General features: G+C 45.2%; 1 tRNA gene. It reads left to right on the top strand.

What is annotated here, in order from left to right:
* Positions 1-70 precede the first annotated feature (70 nt).
* Positions 71-146: transfer RNA gene (locus OGY83_RS00775), tRNA-Glu, on the top strand.
* Positions 147-299 lie beyond the last annotated feature (153 nt).

The raw sequence follows: 299 nt of genomic DNA, 5'->3' as shown, positions 1-299 counted from the left end.
CTTTGTAGTGCTCACACAGATTGTCTGATGAAAAGTAAATAGCAAGGCGTCTTGCGATTGAGACTTCAGTGTCCCCTTCGTCTAGAGGCCCAGGACACCGCCCTTTCACGGCGGTAACAGGGGTTCGAATCCCCTAGGGGACGCCACTTGCTGGTATGTGTGAGTGAAAGTCGCCGACCTCAATATCTCAAAACTTACCTTCGGGTGACGTTTGAGATATTTGCTCTTTAAAAATCTGGATCAAGCTGAAAATTGAAACGACACACTGTTTCATTTCTCCGTAATAAGAAATGAAAAAT

Origin of the sequence: Citrobacter sp. Cpo090, assembly GCF_030332665.1 — a bacterium.
Taxonomy (GTDB): domain Bacteria; phylum Pseudomonadota; class Gammaproteobacteria; order Enterobacterales; family Enterobacteriaceae; genus Citrobacter; species Citrobacter portucalensis.
The sequence above is the reverse complement of the archived record's forward strand: the minus strand, read 5'-3'. Positions and strand labels throughout refer to the sequence as shown.